An 18,337-nucleotide genomic window follows, 5' to 3' on the forward strand; every position below is an offset into this window, starting at 1 on the left:
GCCATGAAGAACTATGCGGTTGTACAGCACAGCTATGCAGAGTTTCTCGGCCTGATCGAGAGCCACCTGGAGCGTCGAGATATCGGCTTCAGTTATTTCCGTCCCTTCGTCGGACAGGGGCTGCCGGGATCGGCTGCCCAGTTCGATGGCCTCTGGCTGCTGGGAGGCGCCTGGCCCACCGCCGACGCGGCCCGCAATCCCCAGGTGCCCGATGAGTTGCGCCTGATCGACATTTTCCGCAAGGCCCGGCGTCCGGTGGTGGGGCTGGGCATGGGGGGGCTGCTGGTGGCGCAGGCCGCCGGCGGCGAGGCGACCCTGTCGCCTGACTGCACCGCGGGTTTCGTCACCGCCCGCAAGACGCCGGCAGGCGAGGGCGATCCCCTGGCGGAGGCCGTGGACGGGCAGCAGGTACTGGTGATGTACCATGGTAACGTCGTCCTGCCCGAGGGGTTGGAGCCCATCCTGGTGGACGAGTCGGGGCATTGGCTGGCGGTGCGGCCCGATCCCCTGACCTACGGTCTGTTGTTTCGGCCCGAGCTCAAGCCGGGCATGCTGGAAGACATCATCATGGAGCCCGGGCACAATCCGCCCCCCGACATCACGGCACTGCTGGTGCAGGCCCGGGATCTCTGGCCGCGGATGCAGGACATGACGGCCCGGGTGGTGGCGGCCCTGGTGACGGCGCTGGGCCTGATGCAGGAGCGCCGCAAGATGCCCGTGTTCAATCTCAAACTGGAGCCCAAGTGAGTCTGCCGCCCCATTCCACCTCCGAGCGACGCCTGCGGAGTCTGTATCGTGGCCTGTCGACCGCTGATCGGGATACCCTGCTGGCCTTTGCCGAGTTCCTTGCCGGCCGAGCCGCGGCGGTACCCACGTCCATTCCCGCACCCGAACCCATTCCCCGTCCCGAGGAGGAGAGCGTGATCCGGGCCATGAAACGCCTGTCCGCCACCTATCCGATGCTGGACAAGGCGCGTCTGCTCAACGAGACTTCACAGCTCATGACCCAACATGTGATGCAGGGGCGGGCGGCGGTGGAAGTGATCGATGAACTGGAGGCGGTGTTTGCCCGCCATTATCAGCGTCTGTGCGAGGCCCGCGAATGATCCCGGTCCTGCGTCGCTGGTACGAACGCCATTTTTCCGATCCCCAGGTGGTGATCCTGGCGTTCCTTCTGCTGTTGGGATTTGCCGTGGTGTTGTTTGCCGGCCGGCTGCTGGCGCCGCTGCTGGCCAGCATCATCATTGCCTACCTGCTGGAGGGGGCGGTGCGTCGCCTGCAGAACTGGCGCATTCCGCGCATGGCGGCGGTGACCCTGGTCTTCCTGGTGTTCATGGCGGTACTGGTGGCCACCCTGCTGGTGGTGGTGCCGGTGCTGAGTCAGCAGATCACCCAGCTGGTACGGGAACTGCCGAACATGGTGGTGCAGGGACAGAACATCCTGCTGCAATTGCCCGAGCGCTATCCCCAGTTCATCACCGAGGAGCAGGTGCGCGAGATCATGGGTGCGATCCGGGCGGAATCCATCGCCCTGGGGCAGCGGGTGGTGAACCTGACCCTGGCCTCGGCCGTGCATGCGGTCACCATCATGGTCTACCTGGTCATCGTGCCCATCATGGTGTTCTTCCTGCTCAAGGACAAGGATGCCATCCTGGGTTGGATCACCGGTTTCCTGCCCCGGGACCGGGGCCTGGCCAACGAGGTCTGGGCCGAGGTGAACATCAAGATCGCCAGCTACGTCCGCGGCAAGTTCGTGGAGATCCTCATCGTCTGGGCCGCCAGCTACCTGACCTTCATCTACTTCAATCTCAACTACGCCCTGCTGCTGTCATTCATGGTGGGGCTGTCGGTGATCATCCCCTACATCGGTGCGGCCCTGGTGACCATTCCAGTGGCGGTGGTGGCCTATTTCCAGTTCGGGGTGAGCAGCGAGTTCACCTATGTGCTGATTGCCTATGCGGTGATCCAGTTCCTGGACGGCAATGTGCTGGTGCCCCTGCTGTTCTCCGAGGTGGTGAATCTGCATCCGGTGGCCATCATCACCGCGGTGATCCTGTTCGGCGGGTTGTGGGGGTTGTGGGGGGTCTTCTTCGCCATCCCGCTGGCCACCCTGATCCAGGCGGTGATCCGTTCCTGGCCCCGCCATGGCAACATGCCCGATCATGAGGAACAGACACGTTACGACAACGAGGCGGCCTGAGCGCGGGTTTTCAGAGATGCTCGGAGGCAAAATCCGCCAGTCGTGAGCGTTCGCCCCGCTGCAGCAGTACGTGGCCGGCATGGTCCCAGTCCTTGAAGCGATCGACCACGTAGGTCAGGCCCGAGGTGGTTTCCGTCAGGTAGGGGGTATCGATCTGCCCCACGTTCCCCAGGCAGACCACCTTGGTCCCCGGGCCGGCCCGGGTGATCAGCGTCTTCATCTGCTTGGACGTGAGATTCTGGGCCTCGTCCAGAATGATGAAGCGATTGAGGAAGGTGCGCCCGCGCATGAAGTTCAGGGAGCGGATCTTGATTCGGCTACCGATCAGGTCCTGGGTCGCCGCCCGACCCCAGTCGCCCCCGGTCTCGGAGCGAGTGAGCACTTCCAGGTTGTCCATCAGGGCCCCCATCCACGGGGTCATCTTCTCTTCCTCGGTGCCGGGCAGAAAGCCGATGTCCTCGCCGACCGGCACCGTCACCCGGGTCATGATGATTTCCCGGTAGCGGTTGTCCTCCAGGGTCTGCGCCAGGCCCGCCGCCAGGGTGAGCAGGGTCTTGCCGGTGCCCGCCGTGCCCACCAGCGAGACAAAGTCCACCTCCGGATCCATCAGCAGGTTCAGGGCAAAATTCTGTTCCCGGTTGCGGGCGTGAATGCCCCAGACCGTGTGTCGTGCGCCGGTGTAATCCCGGGCCAGTTCCACCACCGCGGAGTCACCTTCCCGGCGTCGTACCAGGGCGGTGAACGCAGGATCGTCTTCCCGATAGAGACACTGGTTGGGGTGCCACTGGGTCACCAGCGGGCCGGTGAGGCGATAGAACGTGCGACCGCTCTCCTGCCAGGAATCCATGGATTTGCCGTGGCTGTCCCAGAAATCCGCCGGCAGCTCGCAGGTGCCCCGGTAGAGCAGGTCCACGTCGTCCAGGACCTGGTCGTTGTAGTAATCCTCCGCATGGATGCCCAGTACCGCCGCCTTGATGCGCAGGTTGATGTCCTTGGAGACCAGGGTGACGGCCTCGTCCGGCCGTTCTCCCTGCAGCGCCAGGGCAGTGCTCAGGATGGTGTGATCCGGGGTGCGCCCAGGCAGGTTGTCCGGCAGATGGGAGGACAGCACGCGGGTCTGGAAGAACAGCCGGCCGGTACCCGCGGCATCCGAGTCGCCCAGGCGCGCGCCGGTCAGGGGCAGCCCCTGGGCAATCTGGGCGTGGCTCGCGTCAGCCATCAGTTCATCGATGAACCGGCTGGCCTGGCGTACGTTGCGGGCGACCTCGGAAACGCCCTTCTTGGCCTTGTCCAGTTCCTCCAGGACCACCATGGGGAGGAACACATCATGTTCCTTGAAGCGGAACAGCGCCGCTGGATCGTGCATGAGCACATTGGTGTCCAGCACGAACAGGCGCTTGCCGTGGATGTCCTTCTTGACCATGAACGGGCTCCGGAACGGGGGCGGGTGGGTCAGAGCACGTCGATGGCCTTGAGCACCTCGTCCACATGGCCGGCCACCTTCACCTTGCGCCATTCCCGGCGGAGGATGCCGTCCCGGTCGATGAGGAAGGTGCTGCGCTCGATGCCTCGCACCTGTTTACCGTACATGTTTTTCAGCTTCATGACCCCGAACTGCTCGCAGACCGTTTCGGATTCATCGGCCAGCAGTTCGAAGGGAAAGCCGTGCTTGGCCTTGAACTTCTCGTGGGACTTGAGGCTGTCGCGGGAAATGCCGATCACCGTGACGCCGGCGGCGCGAAACGCATCGTGGCGGGCGGTGAAGTCCTTGCCTTCCGTGGTGCAGCCGGCGGTATCGTCCTTGGGGTAGAAGTAGATCACCACCGGGCCTTGCGCCAGCAGTGTCGAGAGTCGGATGGGGTCGCCGCCGGTGGCGGGGAGTTCAAAATCGGGCACGCTCCCGCCGATTTCGATCGTGTTGTCCGTCATGGGCCTGGTCTCCTGAGCCTGAAATCACTGCAAATCAGCCTGGGGGTGGCCTCATGTGTCACTGACCTACCCCTTGATGGGTTCGATGACACCATCCAGATTCAGTTCATCACAAAAATCCAGAAAGTCCTCCCGCAGGGAGGCGATATGTTCCGTGGTGGGGATCTCCACCGACAGGTGGGCATTGAACATGGGGGTGCCGGAGTGAACGGCCACATAGGCATGGCTGTTGAGTTCACGGATGCCCACCCCGCGGGCAGTGAAGAAGCCCACCAGCTGATGCACGATCCCCGGCTGGTCCAGGGAAATCACATCCACGGAGTAGGGCAGGCTCGGCACCACCGTATCCTGGCGCGGACCCGTGCGCCGGGACAGGATTTCCAGGTCCGCCTGTCGTCCCAGGGCCGCCAGCGCACCGTCCAGCTTGCTCAGGGTGTTCCAGTTGCCCGATACCAGCATGAGGGCGGCAAAGGTGCCCCCCAGGGCCGACATGTGACTGTCCTGGATGCTGCAGCCGCTTTCCAGGATCACCCGTGACAATTGCTCCGCCAGTCCCGGGCGGTCCTCCCCCATGGCGGAAATGACCAGATGAGTTGTACGGGGATGCTTGGTGGGCTGGGGCATGGTCACGGACAGGCAATGATGATGGGCAAAGGGTATCAGTTTCCGCCTGCCTCGCCTATCAAGGCCGCGGCGGTGGCGAGGCGTCCGCGGCGGCGTGGAAACAATCCCGCACGTACCCGCGTCATGGCTTGATGGTGAGGAGGGCGGACATTACTATGTCCGCTTGCATTCAGCGCGGAGGTTTCGATGTTTCACGGCAGCATGGTGGCACTGGTCACACCCATGGAGGAGGATGGCTTCATCTCCGAATCGGCGCTGGAGCGGCTGGTGGAGTTTCATATCGACCAGGGGACCGACGCCATCGTTGCGGTGGGCACCACCGGGGAGTCCGCCACCCTGGATGTGGACGAGCATTGCCGGGTGCTCCGCCTTGTGATGGAGTTCGCCGCCGGACGCGTTCCCGTGATTGCCGGGACCGGGGCCAATTCCACGGCGGAGGCCATCGACCTGACCCGGGTGGCCATGCAGATGGGCGTCGATGCCTGCCTGCTGGTGACGCCCTATTACAACAAGCCCACCCAGGAGGGGCTGTACCGTCATTATCGGGCCATCGCCGATGCCGTGCCCATTCCCCAGATCCTCTACAATGTCCCGGGGCGGACCGCCGTGGACCTGCTGCCCGAGACCGTGGAACGCCTGGCGGATATTTCCAACATCGTCGGTCTCAAGGAAGCCACGGGTGACCTGGACCGGGCCCGCCTCCTGATGGAGCGATGCGGCGACCGTCTGGATCTCTACAGCGGCGACGATGCCACCAGCCTGGAATTCATGCTGGCCGGCGGCAAGGGCATCATCTCGGTCACGGCCAACGTGGCACCGCGCGCCATGCATGACATGTGCGCCGCGGCACTGGCCGGCGACAGGGAGGCCGCCGTGGCCGCCGATACCCCCGTCAAGGGGCTGCACAAGGCCCTGTTCCTGGAGTCGAACCCCATTCCGGTCAAGTGGGCCCTGCATGAGATGGGCCTGATCCCGCCCGGGATCCGCCTGCCGCTGACGCCCCTGTCCGAACCCCTGCGCGAGCCCCTGCGTGAAGCCCTGCGGGCCGCCGGCATACCCTTGAGTACCTATCCTGCATGAAGACATCTCTCAATATGGCCAGGGCCTGGATACTGCTGCCGGGCCTGACTGCCGTCATGGTGCTGACCGCCTGCGGGAGCCTCGGCTCCCGTGATGGTCACGCCGACAGTCGCGAAACCCGGGCCCTGGAAGTCCCCCCCGACCTGGTGGCCCCGAACGTGGACCCGAGTTTCCGCATCCCCGAGCAGACCACGGCCAGGGCCAGCGCCCTGGAGGATCGCCGGGCAGTGCCGGGAGAGATCTCTTCCGGCACCCAGGCCCGGGTGCCGGTCCTGGTGGATGCGAGCACGCTGCAGCTTCGTCGCGAAGGCAATGTGCGCTGGCTGGAGGTGGAGGATACGCCGCCGGCGGATCTCTGGCCCCAGCTGAGGGCCTTCTTCCAGGCCCAGTCGCTGCCCCTGAACCGGGAAGAGCCGGCGTTGGGCATTCTGGAAACCGAGTGGTTCCAGGCCCGTGCCCAGGTGCCCATGGAGGGCGGTATCCGAGGTTTGCTGGGCAGGCTGTTCGGCGATTTCTACGATGCCAGTACCCGGGACCAGTATCGTGTGCGGCTGGAGCCCCAGGGGGACTCCGGCACGGCCGTCTTTGTCAGCCATCGCAGTGTCGAGGAAGTGGCCGAGCGGGAGGATATTGTCCGCTGGCGCATGCGTCCCTCCGATCCGGAAGCCGAGGCCGAGATGCTGGTGCGCCTGATGGTGCATCTGGGTCTGGAGCCCGAGCAGGCCGCCCAAGCCCTGGGGCAGGCCCCCGATCTCACCCCGGGGCTGCGCCTGAGTGAGGCGAATGGTGAAACCGCCCTGGAGGTTCGGGGTGAGTTCACCGGGCTTTGGCGCCGCATGGGGGTGTTGCTGGATCGGGCCGCTCTGCTGGTGGATGACCAGGACCGCAGTGAAGGGGTGTATTACGTGACCTTCCGGCCCGAGGCCCATGAGCGCCGGGGCGGTTTCTTCAGTCGCCTGTTCAGTACCGGTGAGAGTGCCAGGCTGCGACCCGATACCCAGTACCAGATTCATTTGCGGCAGGCCGGGGATTGGGTGCAGGTGATTCCCCGCTCCCAGGCCGGGGAAGCCCTGTCAGGCGGCGAGGCCGCCGCGGTACTGGAGCGGATCGAGCAGGAACTCAATCCCGGCGGCAATCAGGGGTAGGGTCATTCGCTTCACGCGGGCAGGGCATGGCGCCCTGCCCGGTTCCCTGGCGTCAACCTGCCGTCTTGTCCTTCTCGATCAGGGCATAGGCGGAATGGTTGTGAATGGACTCGAAGTTCTCCGAGGACACGGAATAGGCACTGATCCGTGCATCCCCGTTCAGGCGGATGGCGATGTCGCGAACCAGGTCTTCCACGAACTTGGGATTGTCGTAGGCCCGCTCCGTCACATATTTCTCGTCCGGCCGCTTGAGCAGACCGTAGAGCTCGCAGGAGGCTTGGGATTCCACCAGATCGATGAGTTCCTCCACCCAGACGAACTGTTCCACCCGGGCATTGACGGTGACGTGGGAACGCTGATTGTGGGCGCCGTACTCGGAGATGCCCTTGGAGCAGGGGCAGAGGCTGGTGACCGGCACCACCACCTGAATGTTCATGCTCGGTCTGCCGTCACTGATCTCGCCGATGAAGGTGACTTCGTAGTCCATCAGGCTCTGCACGCCGGATACCGGCGCCGCCTTGTTGACGAAGAAGGGGAAGCGCATCTCAATGTGCCCGGTGGCGGCTTCCAGGCGCTCCGCCATCTCGTGCAGCATGGTCTTGAACGAGTCCACGGTGATCTCGTATTCGTGGGTGTTGAGGATCTCCACGAAGCGGGACATGTGGGTGCCCTTGAAGTCCTGGGGCAGGTTCACGTACATGTTGAAGGAGGCCACCGTGTGCTGGTCCTTGCCGGTGCGATCCCGCACCCGTACCGGATGGCGGATGTCCTTGATGCCCACCTTGTTGATGGGGATGCGCCGGGTATCGGCGCTGGACTGCACATCGGGGATGGCCGAGGCGCGGGCCGGGGAGGCGGTTGTGCTCATGACGGTGTCCTTTGGCTACTCTTCCGTATAGCGGACACAGGCCCGCTCGGTCTCCCACAGGGTGATGGCGCTGACCCGGACGCCCGGTGCGTTCAGGCGGGCAGCCATCTCCCGGAAGAACCAGGCCGCGATGTTCTCGGCCGTGGGGTTCATGTCCCGGAAGGGTGCCAGATCGTTGAGATAGGTGTGATCCAGCTCGCCGGCGATTTCTCTCGCCAGCGACTTGATGGTCTTGAAGTCCACGGCCATGCCCAGGGAATCCAGCACCGTGGCCTCCACTTCGGCTTCGACCTTCCAGTTATGACCATGCAGGCGGGAACAGTTCCCCGGGTAATCACGGAGCGTATGTGCCGACGCGAAATCGGTCAGCACCTTGAGGGTGTATTTGGGCACGGCGGGCTATTGTTTACCAGTTTTGTCGGATATTACGCGACTGTCATGAGCGGCACAAGCCTGCTGATCACAGGCGAGCCTTGATGGCGGCCTCGATGCCGGCCGTGTCCAGTCCCGCATCGGCGAGGAGTTCCTCGCGGGTGCCGTGGCTCTGGAAACGGTCGGGGAGGCCCAGGTGGAGCAGGCGGGCGGTCACGTCATGGCGTGCCAGGCACTCGGCCACGGCGCTACCGGCCCCGCCGGCGACCACATTGTCCTCGATGGTGACGATGAGGTCATGGGTACGAGCGGCTTCCAGCACCCGGGTTTCGTCCAGGGGGCGGACAAAACGCATGTTGATCACGGTCGCATCCAGGGTGTCGGCCACTTCCAGGGCCTGGGTGAGCAGGGTGCCGAAGGCCAGGATGGCCACGCCCTTGCCCTTGCGGCGGATGTCGGCCTCGCCCACGGGCAGGGGCAGCAGGCCTTCGTCGATGGTCGCGCCGGTGCCCTTGCTGCGGGGGTAACGCACCGCTGCCGGCTGATCCAGCAGATAGCCAGTGGACAGCATGCGGCGGCATTCGTTTTCGTCGGCGGGGGTCATGATGACCATGCCGGGGATGCAGCGCAGGAAGGACAGGTCGAAGCTGCCCGCATGGGTGGGGCCGTCGGGACCCACCACGCCGGCACGATCAATGGCCAGCAGCACCGGCAGATCCTGCAGCACCACGTCGTGGATCAGCTGGTCATAGGCGCGCTGCAGGAAGGTGGAGTAAATGGCCACCACCGGCTTCAAGCCTTCGCAGGCCATGCCGGCCGCCAGGGTGAGGGCGTGCTGTTCGGCAATGCCCACATCGTGGTAACGCTCCGGATACTTGCAGGCAAAGGCCCGCATGCCGGAGCCCTCGCACATGGCCGGCGTGATGGCCACCATGCGCTCGTCGGCGGCGGCCTGGTCGCACAGCCAGTCGCCGAACACCTGGGTATAGGTGGGGGTGCCGCCGCTCTTGCCGTTCTGGATACCCTGTTCCGGATCGAAGCTGCCCACGCCATGGTAGGTGCAGGGGTCTTCCTCCGCCGGGGCGTAGCCGCGGCCCTTGTGGGTGACTACATGGAGCAGCAGCGGTCCGTCCATGGCCTGCAGGTTGCGCAGCATCTTGACCAGTCCGACCACGTCATGGCCGTCGACGGGGCCGTAGTAGTTCAGGCCCAGTTCCTCGAACAGGGTGCCCGGAATGATCATGCCCTTGACGTGCTCCTCGGCGCGCCGCATGAACTCGCGCATGGGGGGCATGTGCTCCAGGACCTTCTTGCTGCCTTCCCGCATGGTGGAGTAGATGGGGCCGGACAGCAGGCGGGCCAGGTAGCGGTTCATCGCGCCCACGTTGGGCGAAATGGACATGTTGTTGTCGTTGAGGATGACCAGCAGGTCGGCCTTCTCGTCGCCGGCGTGATTGAGGGCCTCGAAGGCCATGCCGGCGGTCATGGCGCCGTCGCCGATGATGGCGATGGACTTGCGTTTTTCCCCTTTCTGCCGGGCCGCCAGGGCCATGCCCAGGGCCGCGCCGATAGAGGTGCTGGAGTGACCGACGCCAAAGGCGTCATAGGGGCTCTCGTCCCGCTTGGGGAAACCGGCCAGGCCGCCCTTCTTGCGCAGGGTATACATGGTATCCCGGCGACCGCTGAGGATCTTGTGGGTGTAGCTCTGATGGCCCACGTCCCAGACCAGGCGATCTTCCGGGGTGGCGAAGGTGTAGTGCAGGGCGATGGTCAGTTCCACGGTGCCCAGGTTGGCCGCCAGATGACCGCCGGTGCGGGAAACCGATTCCAGTAGGAAGCCGCGCAACTCGTCCGCCAGTACGGGGAGCTCATTGAGAGAGCACTTGCGCACGTCTTCCGGTGACTGGATGCGAGACAGCAGGGGGTACGAAACGGTGTGTGTCATTTCACTGTCGTTCGGCGAAAAGTGCATTATCCGGAGGGGCGCCCGGCCGCGCAAGCCGAAACCTGCATGGGCCGGGTGCCGCGGCGGCGGCTCAATGGATGCGTTCGATGATGTAGCGGGCGATCCAGCGCAGCAGGTCGGCGCCTTCGTCCAGCTCCTTGAGACTGTCCAGGGCGCGATCCACCAGTTCCCGGGCTTGCTGCTTGGAGGCCTCCAGGCCGATGATGGCCGGGTAGGTGGCCTTGCCCAGGGCCTGGTCCGCGCCCTGGGTCTTGCCCAGGGTTTGGGTATCGCCCTCGACATCAAGGATGTCGTCACGGATCTGGAAGGCCAGTCCGATGGACTTGGCGAAGCAGTCCAGTCTGGCCGCCAGCGGTTCGTCCACATCCGGGCAGCTGTTGAAGCCCAGCATCACGGCGGCCCGGATCAGGGCGCCGGTCTTGTGGATATGCATGTTTTCCAGCTGGGCGATGTCCGGTGTCTGGCCCTCGAAGCTCAGGTCGATGGCCTGTCCGCCCACCATGCCCCGGGAGCCGGATGCCCGGGCCAGGTGTTCGATCATGCGCAGTCGGGCCCGGGAGTCGTCCACCATGGCCGGGTCGCAGGCCAGGATCTGGAAGGCCAGGGCCTGCATGGCGTCACCGGCCAGGATGGCGGTGGCCTCGTCATAGGCCTTGTGGCAGGTGGGCTTGCCGCGGCGCAGGTCGTCATCATCCATGGCCGGTAGATCGTCGTGGATGAGGGAGTAGACATGGATCAACTCGACCGCGCAGGCGGGACCATCCAGGCGTTCCAGCGGGACGCCCAGGGCCATGCCGGTGGCATAGGTCAGGACGGGACGAATCCGCTTGCCGCCGTTGAGGGCCGAGTAGCGCATGGCTTCGTGCAGGCGCGCCGGCAGGATGTTTTCCCCCGGCAGCCAGCCGGCCAGGGCGTTCTCAAACCGTTGCTGCAGTTCGGAAATGCGGGACTCCACTCAGCGTTCTCCTTCCTCGTCGGTGCCGTGGTCCGACGTGTCAAAGTCGATGTCGGTGCCGCTTTCGGTGAGTTGGCGGACCTTCTGTTCAGCCTGGGTCAGGGCCTGCTGGCATCGGCGGGTGAGGGCGATGCCGCGCTCGAATTCCTTGAGCGAGGCCTCCAGGCTCAGTTCTCCCTGCTCCATGCGGGTGACCAGCGCCTCCAGTGCCTCCAGGTCCTGCTCGAAGGTGGCGGGCTCGGCGGCCGGGGGCGTTTTCTTCACCATCACTCCTGGTCCTTGATCGGGGATGTACCTGAAAGGCTGCTAACTTATAGGAATCCGGCGGGACGGGAAAGCCCAACGGCGAGTTTGCCTGTCCTGGATCGGGTCAGATCCACTCCAGAATGTCGCTCAGGCGCTTGGCCGCCATCACCTCCATGCCGTCGATGGGCTTTCTGGGGGCGTTACCGGCGGGCACGATGGCACGGGTGAAGCCATGCTTGACGGCTTCCCGCAGGCGTTCCTCGCCGTTGGGCACGGGACGGATCTCTCCAGCCAGACCCACCTCGCCGAAGCTCACCAGTTCATGGGGCAGGGGGCGGTCGCGGAAGCTGGACAGGGCCGCCAGCAGCATGGGCAGGTCCGCTGCCGTCTCGGTGACCCGGACCCCGCCCACCACGTTGACGAAGACATCCTGGTCATACAGGGCCAGGCCGCCATGGCGGTGGAGTACCGCCAGCAGCATGGTGAGCCGGTTCTGTTCCAGTCCCACGGTGATGCGGCGCGGCTGCGGGGCATGGCTTTCGGCCACCAGGGCCTGCACCTCCACCATCAGCGGCCGGGTTCCCTCGCGGGTGACCATGATGACGCTGCCGGAAACGGGGGCTTCGTGGCGGGACAAGAAGATGGCCGAGGGATTGGTGACCGGCTTGAGGCCGGTTTCCAACATGGCGAACACGCCCAGTTCGTTGACCGCGCCGAAGCGGTTCTTGACCGCTCGCAGGACCCGGTAGCGTCCCCCGGGGTCCCCCTCGAAATAGAGAACGGTATCCACCATGTGTTCCAGCACCCGGGGACCGGCGATCTGACCTTCCTTGGTGACATGGCCGACGATGAACAGGGCGGTCCCCGTCTGTTTGGCGTAGCGCACCAGGACGGCGGCACTTTCCCGTACCTGGGCCACCGAGCCGGGGGCGGACTGCAGCTGTTCGGAGTAGATGGTCTGGATGGAATCCACCACCATCACCTGAGGCCGTTCCCGCTCAGCGTGGGCGGTGATCCGTTCGACACAGGTTTCGGTGAGCAGGCGCAGGTCGTCGCAGGGCAGGCCCAGGCGGCGCCCCCGCAGGGAGACCTGTTCCGGGGATTCCTCGCCGGTGACATACAGGCTGTGCAGCTCCGGCAGGGTAGCCAGGGTCTGCAGCAGCAGGGTGGACTTGCCGATACCCGGGTCGCCGCCGATCAGTACCACCGACCCCTGTACCAGCCCACCGCCCAGAACCCGGTCCAGTTCGGAAATGCCGGTGCTGGTGCGGGCCTGCTCGCCGCCGCCGACATCGCCCAGGCGGCGCACCTGGGGAGCGGCGGCGCCGGCATATCCGGCAAAGCGGCCGGTGGTGGGCGCGGCGGGCGCCGAGATCACCGTCTCCATGGCGTTCCATGCGCCGCAGTCCGGGCACTGGCCGCTCCACTTCGGGGTCAATGCGCCACAGGCGGTGCACTGGTACTGGGTCTTTGGCTTGGCCACGACGCGCTCACTCCTGTGCCGTCGGGCGCGGCGGCAGGCGCGGACTGATGCGCACGGTGCGGATGGCGTTGTTTTTTACCTGCACGATTTCCATGGGATACCCCTGCATGAGCACGCTGATATTGGCATCGGGAATGGTTTCCAGATGTTCCAGCAACAGTCCGTTGAGGGTGCGGGGGCCATCCAGGGGGAAGTGGGAGCCCAGCAGTCGGTTGAGTTCGCGCAGATGGATGGTGGCATCCACCAGATAGCTGCCGTCGGCCTGGGGGAGGATTTCCGGGGTGATGGCGCCCGGGTCCGAGGTGAACTCGCCCACCACCTCTTCCAGCAGGTCCTCCAGGGTGACCAGCCCCTGAATGTCGCCGTATTCATCCACCACCAGGCCGATGCGCCGCTTCTCCCGCTGGAAGTTGAGGAGCTGGCGATTGAGGTTGGTCCCTTCGGGAATGAAGTAGGGGTCACGCAGGGATTCGCGTAGCTGTCCCGGAGTCAGTTCGTTGCGGTAGACCATGGGCAGAACCCGACGAAGGTGGATGAAGCCCAGGATGTTGTCCACGTTGCCCTCGAACACCGGCAGTCGGGTGTACTGGCTGTGAATGAGCTGTTGGGTGATTTCATCCCAGTCATCTTCCAGGTCGATACCCACGATCTCGTTGCGGGGCACCATGATGTCTTCCACGGTGGCCTTTTCCAGATCCAGCAGGTTGACCAGCATGCGCTGATGGCGGGCCGGGATCAGGGCGCCGGCCTCGTTCACGGCCACCCGCAGTTCTTCGCTGGAGAGGGCGTGCTGGGCGCGGGCCTGGGCGCGCACGCCCAGCAGCCGCAGGACGGTGTTGGAGAGGAGGTTGACCGTCCACACCAGGGGGTACGCGACGACCATGAGGGGGGTGTAGACGTAGGCGGCCGGGTAGGCCACCTTCTCCGAGTGCAGGGCCGCCAGGGTCTTGGGAGCCACCTCGGCGAAGACCAGCAGGGCCAGGGTCAGCAGGCCGGTGGCGATGGCGATGCCCGCATCCCCGTAGAGCCGGAAGCCGATATAGGTGGCCAGCTGGGTGATGATGATGTTGACGAAGTTGTTGCCCAGCAGGATCAGGCCGATCAACCGGTCCGGCTTGTCCAGCAGCCGCTGGGCCCGACCGGCGCCCCCATGCCCGGCCTGGGCCAGGTGGCGCATGCGGTAGCGGTTGAGCGCCATCAGCGCAGTTTCGGAGCCGGAGAAGAAGGCGGAGCAGAAAAACAGTGTGACCAGCAATGCCGCCAGTACACTCAGGGGTATTTGTTCCAAGGTGGGTCCGGTACCACGGGGCGATTGAACACCCGTGGAATTACACGGGCCGGATCATGTCTCTGTCAAGGGGCGTGCCGCGATGCGGGACGGGGCCGTCGTGGAAGCCGGCCCCGTCCCGCCATCCGGCGCGATTTGCCGTCAGACGCCCAGGATCATTTCCAGGACCATCTTACTGCCCACGTAAGCCACAAACAGAAGGGCAAATCCGATCAGGGTCCAGCGGGCGGCCAGCCGGCCCCGCCAGCCGAAGCGGAAGCGGCCGATCAACAGGGTGGCGAAGATCATCCAGGCGATGATGGCGAACACCACCTTGTGGGCCAGGTGCTGGGCGAACAGGTCTTCCAGCACGAAAAGGCCGGTCACCAGGGCCGCGGTCAGGAAGATGAAGCCCCAGCCGATGACGTGGAACAGCATGGAGTCCATGGTGGACAGCGGCGGCAGGGCGCGAATCAGTCCGCCGGGGCGGTGGTTGTGCAGGCTGTAGTTCTGCAAGGCCAGCAGCGCGGCCTGGATGGCGGCGATGGTCAGCAGGCTGAAGGCGATCATGGCCAGCAGCATGTGGGCGCGCAGGCTGGGGTCGACCGCGGTGGTGGTATGAAGGTCTCCCGCCAGGGCCAGCTCCAGGGATACCGTAACCCCGGCGAAGGGAAGCAGGAGGATGCCGAGGATATGGATGGGGTAACGGATGGAGGCCACCAGCAGGAAGAAGGCGATGAGCCAGGCCACCATGGAGACCACGCTGAAGACCCCCATGCCGGTGCCGTTGGCACTGAAGACGTGGAGGTAGAGCAGCAGGGCGTGCAGGGCAACCGCCCCTCCCCAGACGGAGAACAGTAGCATCTTGCCCCGGGCGGGCGGCGCGGCGCCGCCGGAGCCCTTGCGCAACCGCTGCATGAGCAGAGCGCCCCCTGTGAAGTAGAGCACGGTGGTGATGAATCCGATGGCGGCTACGAGCATTTATGAGCACCAAACCTTAGATTTCAATTGAGAATCATTGCATAAATTCCCTTCCCGGAGAAGGGATCGAACATGATATCGGTCCCGGCGGACAGCGTGTTAGGATCAAGCTCAATATTCTGGTCCAGCAAGGTGCGCAAGGAGCATGCAGATTACGGTCCTTGGTTGCAGCGGCGGCATCGGCGCCGGCCGTCGTACCACCGCCTTCCTGGTCGATGACGACATCCTCATCGACTGCGGCACCGGAGTGGGTGACCTGTCCCTGGAAGCCATGGCCAGGATAAGGCATCTGCTGATCACCCATACCCACCTGGATCATATAGCCTGTCTTCCGCTGCTGCTGGACACCCTGTTCAGCCGGCTGCAGTCCCGGCCCTTGGTGATCCATGCCCGTGCGGATTGTATGCATATTATCCATGATCACATTTTCAATTGGCAGATCTGGCCGGATTTCTTCGAGCTGCCGGAACGGGAGCGGCCGGTGGTGCGGTTCCATGCCATGGAACCCGCTGTCCCCATTTATCTGGACGGACGTCGCATCGACATGCTGCCGGTGGCCCATTCGGTACCGGCGGTGGGGTATCGGGTGGAGCGGGACGGGGCGGCCTTTGCCTTCAGCGGCGACACCACCAGCAATGACGGTTTTTGGGATGCCCTCAACGCCCATGACACCCTGGATCTTTTGTTCGTGGAATGTGCCTTTCCGGACCGGGAGCAGGCCCTGGGCCAGCAGGCGGGACATTACTGTCCCGCGTTGCTGGCGAGGGATCTTACCAAGCTGCGTCATGCTCCCCGGGTCGGCATCACCCACCTCAAGTCCGGCGAGGAAGACAGCGTGTTTGCCGCGTTGCAGGCCCGGGTTCCCGGGCGGGAGCTGCTGCGGCTCTGCAGTGGCGATGTTTTCACGATATAATCCCTCACCCTTCCAACCGGTTGCATGCAGCGCCGCGGCGCCTCAAAGCCTATGTTCGACAGCCTTTCAGAACGCCTTCAGGGCACCATCAAGCGCCTTCGCGGCCAGGCCCGCCTGACCGAGGAGAACATCCAGGACACCATCCGCGAGGTCCGCAAGGCCCTGCTGGAAGCGGACGTGGCCCTGCCGGTGGTGCGCGAGTTCATCGCCCGGGTGAAGGAGCGGGCGGTGGGCCAGGAAGTGCTGGCCAGCCTGACCCCGGGCCAGGCCCTGGTCAAGGTGGTGAACGATGAGCTGATCAAGGTCATGGGCGAGGCCAATGACGGCCTCAAGCTCAATGTGCAGCCACCGGCGGTGATCCTCATGGCCGGCCTGCAGGGGGCGGGTAAGACCACCACCGTGGCCAAGCTGGCGCGCTGGCTCAAGGAGCGTCAGGACAAGAAGGTGATGGTGGCCAGCTGTGACGTCTACCGTCCCGCCGCCATCCGGCAGCTGCAGACCCTGGCGGGCGAAGTGGGTGTGAACTTCTTCCCCAGCGAGTCCGGTCAGGACCCCCTGGACATTGCCGCCGCCGCCCTGGAGCAGGCCCGCAAGCAGTATCAGGACGTGCTGATCGTGGACACCGCCGGGCGTTTGCACATCGACGGGGAGATGATGGACGAGATCCGGCGCCTGCATGCGCGCCTGGATCCCGCCGAGACCCTGTTCGTGGTGGACAGCATGACCGGCCAGGACGCCGCCAATACCGCCAAGGCCTTCAACGACGCCTTGCCGCTCACCGGCGTGGTCCTCACCAAGGCCGATGGTGACGCCCGGGGCGGAGCGGCCCTGTCGGTACGCCATATCACCGGCAAGCCCATCAAGTTCCTGGGCATGGGCGAGAAAACCGCCGCCCTGGAGCCGTTTCATCCCGACCGCCTGGCCTCCCGCATTCTGGGCATGGGGGATGTTCTCAGCCTGGTGGAAGAGGCTTCCCGCCAGGTGGACCAGGACAAGGCCGAGAAGCTGGCCCGCAAGATCAAGAAGGGCAAGACCTTCGATCTGGAGGACCTGCGTGACCAGCTCGGGCAGATGTCCAAGATGGGCGGCGTGAGTTCCCTGTTGGAGAAGCTGCCTGGGGCGGGGGATCTGCCCGATGCCATCAAGAACAAGTCCCATGACAAGGATCTGCAGCGCATGGTGGCCATCATCAACTCCATGACCCCCAAGGAACGTCGTCATCCGGACATCATCAAGGGGTCACGCAAGCGGCGCATTGCGGCCGGGTCCGGGACCCAGGTGCAGGACGTGAACCGCCTGCTCAAGCAGCACATGCAGATGAGCAAGATGGTGAAGCAGTTCTCCAAGGGTGGCATGAGCAAGATGATGAAATCCCTCAAGGGCCGCATGCCGGGAGGGCGTTTGCCCTTCTGAAGCTTGTACCTTGCCGAAGCGCGTGTATAATGGCGCGTTTTTCCGGGGCATGTCCCCCAAACGATACCAGACAAGCAGGGCTAACAGCAGATGGTAACGATTCGACTGGCTCGCGGTGGCGCCAAGAAAGCGCCTTTCTACCACATCGTGGTGACCGATTCCCGCAGCCGCCGCGACAGCGGCTACATTGAGCGCGTGGGCTACTTCAATCCCGTGGCCCGTGGTCAGGAGGTGCGCCTGCACCTGGACGCCCAGCGCGTGGAGCACTGGCTGTCCAAGGGTGCCGCGGCTTCCGACCGTGCCGCCAGGCTGATCAAGGAATTCACCAAGCAGAACGCTGCCGCCGCCTGAGGCGACGGCCCGTTCGAGTCCCCCCGCCGATGAGCCGTCCGGACTGGATCATACTGGGACGCATTGCCGGGGTTTACGGCGTCAAGGGCTGGGTCAAGCTGTTTTCCGAGACCGAGCCCCGCGAAGGCATCGTGGACTATGATCCGCTGTCCATCCAGATCGGCGGTGAATGGAAGGTCCTGAAGCTGGAATCCGGCCGTGCCCACGGCAAGGGTGTGGTGGCCAAGCTGGAGGGCGTCGATGATCGCGATGCCGCTGCGGCGCTGATCGGTGCCTCCATCGGCATTCGCCGGGAGCAGTTGGAGCCCTTGCCGAAAGGCGAGTATTACTGGGCCGATCTTGTCGGCCTGGAAGTGATCAACCTTGAGGCCGTCAGTCTGGGCTGGGTCGACCACCTGATGGAGACCGGCGCCAACGACGTACTCGTGGTCAGTGGAGATCGGGAACGCCTGATTCCCTATGTCAGGGATCAGGTGATCCAGGAGATTGACCTGGAGGCAGGCATCATTCGCGTGGACTGGGACCCGGATTTCTAGGTCCGCCA

The 18,337-nt window shown here is 64.6% G+C and carries 20 protein-coding genes; 9 read left to right on the top strand and 11 right to left on the bottom strand.

All coding sequences use genetic code 11. The features are described 5' to 3' along the window. Nucleotides 1-3: 3 nt before the first annotated feature. Genes ACLF6L_RS03780 through ACLF6L_RS03790 form a run of 3 tightly spaced genes read left to right on the top strand, consistent with a single transcriptional unit; the run spans nucleotide 4 to nucleotide 2,200 of the window. Nucleotides 4-747, top strand: a complete 744-nt coding sequence (locus ACLF6L_RS03780) for a type 1 glutamine amidotransferase (RefSeq protein ID WP_412852395.1) — start codon at nucleotides 4-6, stop codon at nucleotides 745-747. Continuing rightward, nucleotides 630-1,106, top strand: coding sequence for a Crp/Fnr family transcriptional regulator (locus ACLF6L_RS03785; RefSeq protein WP_412852744.1), 477 nt, complete (start codon nucleotides 630-632; stop codon nucleotides 1,104-1,106). Before ACLF6L_RS03780 ends, ACLF6L_RS03785 begins: the two co-directional genes overlap by 118 nt. Beyond that, a complete protein-coding gene (locus ACLF6L_RS03790) occupies nucleotides 1,103-2,200 on the top strand; it encodes an AI-2E family transporter (protein WP_238617686.1) in 1,098 nt (365 codons plus the stop codon). Before ACLF6L_RS03785 ends, ACLF6L_RS03790 begins: the two co-directional genes overlap by 4 nt. A gap of 10 nt (nucleotides 2,201-2,210) precedes the next feature. On the opposite strand, the gene ACLF6L_RS03795 is transcribed toward ACLF6L_RS03790, so the two are convergent. The 3 genes from ACLF6L_RS03795 to ACLF6L_RS03805 form a co-directional block, all read right to left on the bottom strand. Further along, on the bottom strand, nucleotides 2,211-3,623 hold the full coding sequence (locus tag ACLF6L_RS03795; RefSeq protein ID WP_238617685.1) for a PhoH family protein: 1,413 nt from the start codon (nucleotides 3,621-3,623) through the stop codon (nucleotides 2,211-2,213). Nucleotides 3,624-3,652: 29 nt separating this feature from the next. Continuing rightward, nucleotides 3,653-4,129, bottom strand: a complete 477-nt coding sequence (locus ACLF6L_RS03800) for a peroxiredoxin (RefSeq protein ID WP_238617684.1) — start codon at nucleotides 4,127-4,129, stop codon at nucleotides 3,653-3,655. Nucleotides 4,130-4,195: 66 nt separating this feature from the next. Then, nucleotides 4,196-4,753, bottom strand: a complete 558-nt coding sequence (locus tag ACLF6L_RS03805; RefSeq protein ID WP_238617683.1) for a glycine cleavage system protein R — start codon at nucleotides 4,751-4,753, stop codon at nucleotides 4,196-4,198. A 186-nt stretch (nucleotides 4,754-4,939) separates the two neighbouring features. On the opposite strand from ACLF6L_RS03805, the gene dapA reads away from it, so the two are divergent. Beyond that, nucleotides 4,940-5,833, top strand: coding sequence for a 4-hydroxy-tetrahydrodipicolinate synthase (gene dapA / locus ACLF6L_RS03810; protein ID WP_238617682.1), 894 nt, complete (start codon nucleotides 4,940-4,942; stop codon nucleotides 5,831-5,833). Then, the gene (bamC, locus tag ACLF6L_RS03815) at nucleotides 5,830-6,978 is read left to right on the top strand and encodes an outer membrane protein assembly factor BamC (protein ID WP_412852396.1); all 1,149 of its coding nucleotides are present in this window, start codon (nucleotides 5,830-5,832) and stop codon (nucleotides 6,976-6,978) included. Before dapA ends, bamC begins: the two co-directional genes overlap by 4 nt. 52 nt (nucleotides 6,979-7,030) lie before the next feature. Here the strand turns inward: bamC and folE2 are convergent, their stop codons facing one another. From folE2 to ACLF6L_RS03855, 8 genes are all read right to left on the bottom strand, one after another. Continuing rightward, entirely contained in the window at nucleotides 7,031-7,846 is an 816-nt protein-coding gene (gene folE2, locus ACLF6L_RS03820) for a GTP cyclohydrolase FolE2 (protein ID WP_008930626.1), read from the bottom strand. A gap of 15 nt (nucleotides 7,847-7,861) precedes the next feature. Continuing rightward, entirely contained in the window at nucleotides 7,862-8,239 is a 378-nt protein-coding gene (queD, locus tag ACLF6L_RS03825; RefSeq protein WP_412852397.1) for a 6-carboxytetrahydropterin synthase QueD, read from the bottom strand. Nucleotides 8,240-8,306: 67 nt separating this feature from the next. Further along, nucleotides 8,307-10,163 (bottom strand): 1-deoxy-D-xylulose-5-phosphate synthase, encoded by a 1,857-nt coding sequence (gene dxs, locus ACLF6L_RS03830; protein ID WP_412852398.1) that lies wholly within the window; start codon nucleotides 10,161-10,163, stop codon nucleotides 8,307-8,309. Between the two features lie 91 nt (nucleotides 10,164-10,254). Beyond that, complete coding sequence (gene ispA / locus ACLF6L_RS03835) at nucleotides 10,255-11,139, bottom strand: (2E,6E)-farnesyl diphosphate synthase (RefSeq protein ID WP_238617678.1); 885 nt, start codon at nucleotides 11,137-11,139, stop codon at nucleotides 10,255-10,257. After that, nucleotides 11,140-11,406, bottom strand: a complete 267-nt coding sequence (locus ACLF6L_RS03840; protein ID WP_238617677.1) for an exodeoxyribonuclease VII small subunit — start codon at nucleotides 11,404-11,406, stop codon at nucleotides 11,140-11,142. Between the two features lie 103 nt (nucleotides 11,407-11,509). Then, a complete protein-coding gene (radA, locus tag ACLF6L_RS03845) occupies nucleotides 11,510-12,868 on the bottom strand; it encodes a DNA repair protein RadA (protein ID WP_238617676.1) in 1,359 nt (452 codons plus the stop codon). Nucleotides 12,869-12,875: 7 nt separating this feature from the next. Further along, nucleotides 12,876-14,156: an HlyC/CorC family transporter gene (locus ACLF6L_RS03850; protein ID WP_238617675.1), complete on the bottom strand. Its 1,281-nt coding sequence runs from the start codon at nucleotides 14,154-14,156 to the stop codon at nucleotides 12,876-12,878. Nucleotides 14,157-14,297: 141 nt separating this feature from the next. Continuing rightward, the gene (locus tag ACLF6L_RS03855; RefSeq protein ID WP_238617674.1) at nucleotides 14,298-15,116 is read right to left on the bottom strand and encodes an inner membrane protein YpjD; all 819 of its coding nucleotides are present in this window, start codon (nucleotides 15,114-15,116) and stop codon (nucleotides 14,298-14,300) included. Nucleotides 15,117-15,261: 145 nt separating this feature from the next. On the opposite strand from ACLF6L_RS03855, the gene ACLF6L_RS03860 reads away from it, so the two are divergent. The 4 genes from ACLF6L_RS03860 to rimM all read left to right on the top strand — a co-directional run bounded on the left by ACLF6L_RS03860 (nucleotide 15,262) and on the right by rimM (nucleotide 18,329). Further along, nucleotides 15,262-16,029, top strand: coding sequence for a 3',5'-cyclic-nucleotide phosphodiesterase (locus tag ACLF6L_RS03860; RefSeq protein ID WP_238617673.1), 768 nt, complete (start codon nucleotides 15,262-15,264; stop codon nucleotides 16,027-16,029). Between the two features lie 51 nt (nucleotides 16,030-16,080). Then, nucleotides 16,081-17,442 carry a signal recognition particle protein gene (ffh, locus tag ACLF6L_RS03865; protein WP_008930636.1) on the top strand — a complete coding sequence of 454 codons (1,362 nt, stop codon included), beginning with the start codon at nucleotides 16,081-16,083 and terminating at the stop codon, nucleotides 17,440-17,442. 90 nt (nucleotides 17,443-17,532) lie between these two features. Further along, a complete protein-coding gene (rpsP, locus tag ACLF6L_RS03870) occupies nucleotides 17,533-17,793 on the top strand; it encodes a 30S ribosomal protein S16 (protein ID WP_008930637.1) in 261 nt (86 codons plus the stop codon). A 29-nt stretch (nucleotides 17,794-17,822) separates the two neighbouring features. Next, nucleotides 17,823-18,329: a ribosome maturation factor RimM gene (gene rimM / locus ACLF6L_RS03875; RefSeq protein WP_412852399.1), complete on the top strand. Its 507-nt coding sequence runs from the start codon at nucleotides 17,823-17,825 to the stop codon at nucleotides 18,327-18,329. Nucleotides 18,330-18,337: the final 8 nt, after the last annotated feature.

It is taken from the genome of Ectothiorhodospira shaposhnikovii (assembly GCF_047222355.1).
In the GTDB taxonomy this organism is placed as follows: Bacteria; Pseudomonadota; Gammaproteobacteria; order Ectothiorhodospirales; family Ectothiorhodospiraceae; genus Ectothiorhodospira.

What these genes read in the sequence shown, in the direction of transcription:
- ACLF6L_RS03780 (WP_412852395.1), top strand. Translation starts at nt 4, where the DNA reads ATGAAGAACTATGCGGTTGTACAGCACAGCTATGCAGAGTTTCTCGGC.
- ACLF6L_RS03790 (WP_238617686.1), top strand. Translation starts at nt 1,103, where the DNA reads ATGATCCCGGTCCTGCGTCGCTGGTACGAACGCCATTTTTCCGATCCC.
- ACLF6L_RS03795 (WP_238617685.1), bottom strand. Translation starts at nt 3,623, where the DNA reads ATGGTCAAGAAGGACATCCACGGCAAGCGCCTGTTCGTGCTGGACACC.
- ACLF6L_RS03800 (WP_238617684.1), bottom strand. Translation starts at nt 4,129, where the DNA reads ATGACGGACAACACGATCGAAATCGGCGGGAGCGTGCCCGATTTTGAA.
- ACLF6L_RS03805 (WP_238617683.1), bottom strand. Translation starts at nt 4,753, where the DNA reads ATGCCCCAGCCCACCAAGCATCCCCGTACAACTCATCTGGTCATTTCC.
- dapA (WP_238617682.1), top strand. Translation starts at nt 4,940, where the DNA reads ATGTTTCACGGCAGCATGGTGGCACTGGTCACACCCATGGAGGAGGAT.
- bamC (WP_412852396.1), top strand. Translation starts at nt 5,830, where the DNA reads ATGAAGACATCTCTCAATATGGCCAGGGCCTGGATACTGCTGCCGGGC.
- folE2 (WP_008930626.1), bottom strand. Translation starts at nt 7,846, where the DNA reads ATGAGCACAACCGCCTCCCCGGCCCGCGCCTCGGCCATCCCCGATGTG.
- dxs (WP_412852398.1), bottom strand. Translation starts at nt 10,163, where the DNA reads ATGACACACACCGTTTCGTACCCCCTGCTGTCTCGCATCCAGTCACCG.
- ACLF6L_RS03840 (WP_238617677.1), bottom strand. Translation starts at nt 11,406, where the DNA reads ATGGTGAAGAAAACGCCCCCGGCCGCCGAGCCCGCCACCTTCGAGCAG.
- ACLF6L_RS03855 (WP_238617674.1), bottom strand. Translation starts at nt 15,116, where the DNA reads ATGCTCGTAGCCGCCATCGGATTCATCACCACCGTGCTCTACTTCACA.
- ACLF6L_RS03860 (WP_238617673.1), top strand. Translation starts at nt 15,262, where the DNA reads ATGCAGATTACGGTCCTTGGTTGCAGCGGCGGCATCGGCGCCGGCCGT.
- ffh (WP_008930636.1), top strand. Translation starts at nt 16,081, where the DNA reads ATGTTCGACAGCCTTTCAGAACGCCTTCAGGGCACCATCAAGCGCCTT.
- rpsP (WP_008930637.1), top strand. Translation starts at nt 17,533, where the DNA reads ATGGTAACGATTCGACTGGCTCGCGGTGGCGCCAAGAAAGCGCCTTTC.
- rimM (WP_412852399.1), top strand. Translation starts at nt 17,823, where the DNA reads ATGAGCCGTCCGGACTGGATCATACTGGGACGCATTGCCGGGGTTTAC.